This is a genomic window from Streptomyces sp., assembly GCF_031178505.1.
Taxonomy (GTDB): Bacteria; Actinomycetota; Actinomycetes; order Streptomycetales; family Streptomycetaceae; genus Streptomyces; species Streptomyces gulbargensis.
The window spans coordinates 1-7194 of the sequence record NZ_JAPSIW010000333.1 but is presented as its reverse complement, the minus strand read 5'-3'; the positions used below and the strand labels follow the sequence as shown (position 1 = coordinate 7194).

General features: G+C 72.3%; 6 protein-coding genes. 3 read left to right on the top strand and 3 right to left on the bottom strand.

The window, feature by feature from the left end:
- Nucleotides 1-29 precede the first annotated feature (29 nt).
- Nucleotides 30-845 (top strand): DsbA family protein, encoded by an 816-nt coding sequence (locus RIF68_RS20975; protein ID WP_309052827.1) that lies wholly within the window; start codon nt 30-32, stop codon nt 843-845.
- Nucleotides 846-975: 130 nt separating this feature from the next.
- On the opposite strand, the gene RIF68_RS20970 is transcribed toward RIF68_RS20975, so the two are convergent.
- Nucleotides 976-2517 carry a PQQ-binding-like beta-propeller repeat protein gene (locus tag RIF68_RS20970; protein WP_309052826.1) on the bottom strand — a complete coding sequence of 514 codons (1542 nt, stop codon included), beginning with the start codon at nt 2515-2517 and terminating at the stop codon, nt 976-978.
- 186 nt (nt 2518-2703) lie between these two features.
- Here RIF68_RS20970 and RIF68_RS20965 point away from each other — a divergent pair, with 186 nt between their 5' ends.
- Nucleotides 2704-4353: an alkaline phosphatase D family protein gene (locus RIF68_RS20965; RefSeq protein WP_309052825.1), complete on the top strand. Its 1650-nt coding sequence runs from the start codon at nt 2704-2706 to the stop codon at nt 4351-4353.
- A 347-nt stretch (nt 4354-4700) separates the two neighbouring features.
- Nucleotides 4701-5690, top strand: coding sequence for a zinc metalloprotease (locus RIF68_RS20960; RefSeq protein WP_309052824.1), 990 nt, complete (start codon nt 4701-4703; stop codon nt 5688-5690).
- A 53-nt stretch (nt 5691-5743) separates the two neighbouring features.
- Here the strand turns inward: RIF68_RS20960 and RIF68_RS20955 are convergent, their stop codons facing one another.
- Both RIF68_RS20955 and RIF68_RS20950 read right to left on the bottom strand, forming a co-directional pair.
- Nucleotides 5744-6319: a dienelactone hydrolase family protein gene (locus RIF68_RS20955; protein WP_309052823.1), complete on the bottom strand. Its 576-nt coding sequence runs from the start codon at nt 6317-6319 to the stop codon at nt 5744-5746.
- A 179-nt stretch (nt 6320-6498) separates the two neighbouring features.
- The coding region (locus tag RIF68_RS20950) for a cation:proton antiporter (RefSeq protein ID WP_309052822.1) at nt 6499-7194 on the bottom strand (696 nt) is incomplete at its 5' end.

Here is a 7194-nt window from a genome sequence, read left to right as displayed (position 1 = left end):
TTCCTCACCGTCCCACGGAGATCACGATCATGAGTGCACGCAACAGTCAGGCCAACAAGGCGGCCGCCCGCGAGCGGCTGCGCGTCGAGCGCGAGCGCCAGGCGAAGAAGGACCGGACCCGCCGGCAGGTGATCGTCGGCGTCTCGGCCGTGGCCGTCCTCGCCGTCGCCGGCGGCATCGGCTACGCCGTGGTGCAGGCGAACAAGCCCTCCCAGTGGGAGGCGGCGGCGAAGGCCACGGCCGTGACCGCCCCGAAGAACACCACGGGCACCGACGGCACGACCGTCGTCATCGGCAAGGCCTCGGCGAAGAAGACCCTGGAGCTGTACGAGGACTCGCGCTGCCCGGTCTGCGCGACCTTCGAGCAGGCGGTGGGCCCGACGGTCGAGAAGGACGTCGAGGCCGGCAAGTACAGGATCAAGTACGTGGGCGCCACCTTCATCGACGACGTGACCCGGGGCGAGGGTTCGAAGAACGCCCTGTCCGCCCTCGGCGCGGCGCTGAACGTGAGTCCCGAGGCCTTCCTGTCGTACAAGGCCGCGCTCTACTCGGCCCAGTTCCACCCGGAGGAGAGCCAGGACAAGTTCGCCAAGGACTCCTACCTCCTGGAGGTCGCGGACTCCGTCCCGGCGCTCAAGAACAACGCGGCGTTCGAGAAGGACGTGGAGGACGGCACCTTCGACGCCTGGGCGATGAAGATGTCGAAGGCCTTCGACGCCAGCGGGGTGAAGGGCACCCCCACCCTGAAGATGGACGGCAAGCCGGTCACGGTGGCGGGTTCGGACAACCCGCCGATGACGCCGGAGCAGTTCAGGACGGCGGTCGACGCGGCCCTGAAGGGCTGACGCGTCCCTTCCTGACTTGGCGCGCACCCTTCGCGTGCTCCGGCCCGCCGGGCGGCGGGCCGGAGCACGGCGCCCGGCGGGCCGGAGACGGTCACGGCGGCCGGAGCCGGTCAGGGGCGGCCGGAGCCGGTCAGGGCGCGGGGGCGAAGGAGAGCATCCGGGGCTCGCGCCGGGCGTCGTCGCCGTCCAGGTTCGCGGGGGTGAGGACGAGCCGGTCGCCCGCGTAGGCCCGCTCCCCCACGACGCCCATGCCGAACTCGTACGGCGCGGTGGCCGCCGGCAGCTTCAGGACGTCCTTGATCGTGTCCACACCGCCCGGCCCGATCCGGAAGATCCGCCCGGGCCTGCCGCTGGTGCCGAGCTCGTGGACGAACCCGATCCGGCCCGGCACGGCCCGCAGCGGGAAGTAGCCGTACGAGGTCGTGTCCGACTTCACCCCCCAGACCAGCTTCCCGGTCGCGAGGTCGTAGGCGCCCACGCGGTCCGTCCCGCCGAGGACCACGAGGCCCGGGCCGACGACGGCCTGCGCGCACGCCTGGGCGTCACTGCTGGTGTCGACGGAGTCCCCGCAGTGGGTGAAGCCCTGGGGACGGGGGTCGATGGTCCGCAGGGCCTTGCCACCGGGGCCGAGGGGGACGACCCGCCAGTCCCGTCCGCCGTCCTCCTTGGCCGGTGTGGTGATCACCACCGGATCCTCGGAGAGGACCTGGCCGATCACCCGCCCGGGCGCGGTCCGGTACCGCCACCGGACCTCGCCGGTCTCCGGGTCGAGCTCGCGGAGACCGCCGTACGCCTTCGCCCCGGCGGTGATCGCGCAGTCGTCGAGCACCAGCAGCCGGACGCCGCCCGCGACCCGGCCCGGATAGCACTTCCCGGGCTGTTCCCTGGGGATGTCGTAGAGCTTGTGTCCGTCGTCCACCCGGTACGCGGCCGCCGTCATGCTCTGGACGACGGCCAGGGTGCCGCCGGTGATGGCGGTGTCCACCATGATCGTGTCGTCCGTCTCCCCGGTCTCGACGAGCCTCTTCCGCCAGCCCGCCGTCCCCTTGTTCAGGTCGATCATCTGGAGCCGGTTGCACCGGGTGCCGGTCCAGGCCTCGACGTTCTGCAGGACGATGACGACCTTGCCGTCGGGGGTGGGGTTGACGGGGGTCTCGCAGACGGGGGTCGGCAGGGCGACGCTCCACAGTTCCGCGCCGTCGCTCAGGCGGTGGGCGACGACCTTCTTGTAGACGGCCTGGACGGCGGTGTCCCCGACGATCCACAGGTCCTCGGTCCGGATCTGCCGGCGGGGCAGGTCGGTCCGGTCGTCGACGATCCAGGCGCTCGCCTCTCCGGCCAGACGCCGCCGCGCGATCTCGTCGTTGCCCGGGACGGGGGTCCGCCGCGGAGTGGGCCGCGCCGTCGCCGGCCCGGGCGCCGCCGTGGCGGGGGGCCGGCCCGACGGGGTGGCCGTGGGCGCGGCGGCCGACGGGTCCTGCCCGCCGCGCGCGCCGAGGACGTACCCGCCGACGCCGGTGAGCAGGGCGAGGGCGAGGACGCCGGCGAGGAGCGGGCCGCGGCGGCGTCTCCGGTGCGGCTCCGGGGGCGGCGGACCGAGCCCGGGGGGTGCGTACGGGTTGTCGGGCGCCGGCCGGGGCGGCGGCCGGTCCTCGTACCAGGGTTGCGACATGGTTCTCCCCCTCCTGTCGCCGGGCGCTTCCGAGTCATGTTCTAGAAAGCAGTTCTGATTTCGACTCAGGTTAGCGGGTCGGGCGGGGACCTCGCCGGGGCCCCCCGCATCCGCGCGGCGAAGGCTCGGCGAACTTTCCGGAATTCGCCTGACCACCCGTCAAACCGGTCAGTAATCTGAGCGCCCGTGACCAGTCGTTTCATATCTCCCGCCCCCAGCCGCCGCACGGTCGTCAAGGCCGCCGCGGTCGGCGCCGTCGCCGCCCCCGTCCTCGCGGGCGCGGCCACTCCGGCCCTCGCGGCCACCGGGGCGACCGCCTTCCTCCACGGGGTCGCCTCCGGCGACCCGCTGCCCGACGGCGTCCTGCTCTGGACGCGCGTCACCCCCGCCCCGGAGGCCGTGCCCGGCTCCGGTCTCGGGCCCGATGTCCGGGTCGAATGGGAGCTGGCCGAGGACCGCTCCTTCACCCGGGTCGTCGCCGCCGGCGCCACCACGGCGAGCGCCGCCTCCGACCACACGGTCAAGACGGACGTGCGGGGCCTGCGCCCGGCCACCGCCTACTGGTTCCGATTCCGGGTGGGCGACACCGTCTCCCCGGCCGGCCGCACCCGCACCGCCCCCGCCTTCGACGCCGCGGCGCCCGGGGTGCGCTTCGGCGTGGTCTCCTGCGCCAACTGGGAGGCCGGCCACTTCGCCGCGTACCGCCACCTCGCCGCCCGTCCCGACCTGGACGCGATCCTCCACCTGGGCGACTACCTGTACGAGTACGGCAGCGGCGTCTACCCGAAGGCGGCGTACGGGGTCAGGGCGCACGAGCCGCGACACGAGATCGTCTCGCTGGCCGACTACCGCCTGCGGCACGCCACGTACAAGACGGACCCGGACCTCCAGGCGCTGCACGCGGCGCTTCCCTTCGTGGCCATCTGGGACGACCACGAGTTCGCCAACGACGCCTGGACCGGCGGGGCCGAGAACCACACACCCGGCGCGGAGGGCGACTGGGCGGCCCGGGTGGCCGCCGCCAAGCAGGCGTACTTCGAGTGGATGCCGGTCCGCACCTCCGCGGAGGGCACGGTCTTCCGGCGGCTGCGCTTCGGCAGGCTGGCCGATCTGCACCTGCTCGACCTGCGGTCCTTCCGGTCCGCGCAGGCGAAAACGGGCTCCGGCTCGGTCGACGACCCGGAGCGGACGCTCACCGGGCGGGCCCAGCTGGACTGGCTGAAGGCCGGACTCGCCGGCTCGGACGCGGCCTGGCAGCTGGTCGGCACCTCGGTGATGATCTCGCCGGTCGCCTTCGGCGCGCTCCCGGCGCACCTCCTGGAGCCGATCGCCGAGCTGATGGGCCTGCCGAAGGAGGGGCTCGCGGTCAACGTCGACCAGTGGGACGGCTACACCGACGACCGCAGGGAGCTGCTGTCCCACCTCACCTCGCGGGCGATCCGGAACACCGTCTTCCTGACCGGTGACATTCACATGGCCTGGGCGAACGACGTGCCCGTGAAGGCGGCGACCTATCCCTTCTCCGCCTCGGCGGCCACCGAGTTCGTGGTCACCTCGGTCACCTCGGACAACCTGGACGACCTGCTGCACGTGGCGCCCGGGACGGCCTCGGTGGTGGCCGCGGGCGCCGTCCGGGCCGCCAACCGGCACGTGAAGTGGGTGGACATGGACCACCACGGCTACGGAGTGCTGGACGTGACCGCCGAGCGGGCGCAGATGGACTACTACACGGTCTCCGACAAGCGGGATCCGGCCGCGACCACCTCGTGGGAGCGCTCCTATCGGACGCTCAGCGGAACGCAGCGGGTCGAGCGGGTGTACCAGCCGGTGCGCTGAGGCGAAGACCTGACCGACTGACGGCCCCTCAGGGTCGATTTTCGGCCATGATCGATCGCGTTAACAGAAGATCACATCGTCACGGCGGGTGGCGTGTTCCGGTAGATCGAATCCGGACACACCACCCGCCTTCATGCCTCCGAGTGTTACGTCCACGTCTCAAACTCCGGAATGGGCGCAATTTTTTCTTCCCGATGCCCCTAATTGCGCGACGAATGATTGGGCTTGAACGATCCTGCTGGCGGCCTGACATGAACCCGTAATCTCCCCGCCGTGGCGAGGAAGTACCTCTCCACCACCCCCCGCGAGGAGTCACCGTGCGTGCTCTTGTCCGTATAAAGCCGCGTATGTCACGTCGTATGCTCGGCACCGCCGTCCTGGCCGGAACCCTGGCCCTGGCCCCCTTCTCGGCCCCGTCGACGGCCACCGCCAAGTCGACGGATCTGGCCGCCGGCACCTCGGCCGAGGAGTGTGTGGACACCCACGAGGACCACGGCCACGAGGCCTTCTCCGGCGCCCGCAAGTCGCGCGGGGCCTCCACCCAGGCCATCGAGCCCAACGAGGTCAGCGCCGCCAAGGCCAAGGCCATGGACGCGGATCTGGCCAAGCGACTGGAAGCCGCCCGTGCCAACGGCCGGGCCACCGCGACGGCCGGTGCCACCGCGGTCACCATCCCCGTCTACTTCCACGTCGTCCACAGCGGCACCACGGGCAAGCTGAGCGCCACCGACATCAGCAACCAGATGAACGTGCTGAACTCCGCCTTCGGCGGCCAGGGCACCGGCAACGTGAACACCAACTTCCAGTTCTCGCTGGCCGGCACCACCTACACGGACAACGCCACCTGGTACAACCTGTCCTCCGGCTCCACCGCCGAGAAGCAGATGAAGCAGACCCTCCGCCAGGGCGGCGCCAACGCGCTGAACATCTACACCGCCAACCTCAGCGGCGGCCTGCTCGGCTGGGCGACCTTCCCGTCCTCCTACCAGTCCAACCCGTCGATGGACGGCGTCGTCATCCTGGACAAGTCCCTGCCCGGCGGCTCGGCCGCCAACTACAACCAGGGCGACACCGCCACCCACGAGGTCGGCCACTGGATGGGCCTCTACCACACCTTCCAGGGCGGCTGCACGGGCAACGGCGACTACGTCGCCGACACCCCGGCCGAGAAGAGCGCGGCCTACGAGTGCCCGACCGGCCGTGACACCTGCGCCTCCAAGGCCGGTGTGGACCCGATCCACAACTTCATGGACTACACGTACGACGCCTGCATGTACCAGTTCACCGCGGGCCAGGTGACCCGCATGAACGACCACTGGGTCGCGTACCGCGCCTGACACCCCGTCGCCACGGCGAAGGCCCCCGGGAATCCCGGGGGCCTTCGCCCGTGTCAGCCCTCCAGCCCCTCGAGGAAGGAGAGCGCGACCGCCCAGGTCCGCCCGGCCGCGTCGGCGTCCCAGTCGGGCAGCTCCGGGTCGGTGTAGAGGTGGCCGGCGCCCCGGTAGCGGTAGATCTCGACGTCCGCCCCGGCCCGGCGCATCTGGAGGTACCAGGCGGAGAGCCAGTCGTCCGTCTCGAACGGGTCCGGCTCGGCCACGTGCAGCTGGACGGGCAGCTCGTCCACGGCCACGTTCGGCGCGAGGTCCGAGGTGCCGTGGAGGAGCAGGAGCCCGCGCGCCTTCTCGTCGCCGAGGGCCAGGGTCTGCGCCACGGAAGCGCCGAAGGAGAAGCCCGCGTAGACGAGCCCGCGCTCGGAGTACGGGGCGGCGGCCAGGATCGCGCGCTTCAGGAGCTCGTCCTTGCCGATCTCGTCCCGCTTCGCCATGCCCTCCTCCACCGACTCGCTCGTCCAGCCGTCGAAGAGGTCCGGCACCCACACCCGGTGCCCGGCGGCCCGCAGCCGGTCGGCCGCGGCCTCGACGGCCGGGCGCAGCCCGTGGACCGAGTGGAAAAGCATGATGTCCATACGCGCCATCCTGCCACCCACGTCCCGGATCCCCCGCCGGACGGCCCCCGGACGGGGGCGGCGCCACGCGGGGCACGGTGACCGGATCCGTACGACGGGAGGAGGGCGCGGCCCCGGCAGGAGCGGTGGCCGGATCCGTACGCCGGTCAGCGCCCGCCCGGGCGGTCTCGCCCACCGCCTCAGTGCATGCTGCGCACGTCCAGCTGCCGCAGCACCCGGTCCACCACCTCGGGGTCCACCCCCGGTTCGCTGCGGGCGGCGAGCACCTCGTGCCGGGCCGCCGACATCAGCTCCCGCTGGATCCGGTGCACCGCCTTCAGCCGCGCCGCACGCTCGGCGTACGCGGCCCGCCGCTCCTCGTCCACCATGTCGGGGCTGATGCGCGCCCCGATGTCGAAGGCCCCGCGGTGGAGCCGCTCCCGCACCTCGTCCGGCAGGTCCTCGACCTCCTCGATCTCCTTGAGCCGCCGCTTGGCGGCCCCGGCCGCGCGGACGGCCAGGGCGCGCTCCATCGCCCGGTCGGCGTCCGCGTCGGCCCGTACCCCGAGCCGGCGGACCAGCCAGGGCAGCGTGAGCCCCTGGAAGACCAGGGTGGCGATGATCACGCAGAAGGCGATGAAGACGATCTCGTCCCGGCCAGGGAAGGGCGCCCCGTCGTCCGTGCGGAGCGGGATGGCGAGGGCGAGGGCGACGGAGGCCACCCCGCGCATCCCGGCCCACCACATGACGACGGTCTCCCGCCAGCTCACCGGGATCTCCTCGTCCACGTCCCGGCGGGTGTGCAGCCGCTTCGCCAGCCAGGTGGCGGGCAGCAGCCAGAGCAGCCGCACCCCGACCACCACGGCGACGACGGCGGCGCCCCAGCCGAGCATCTC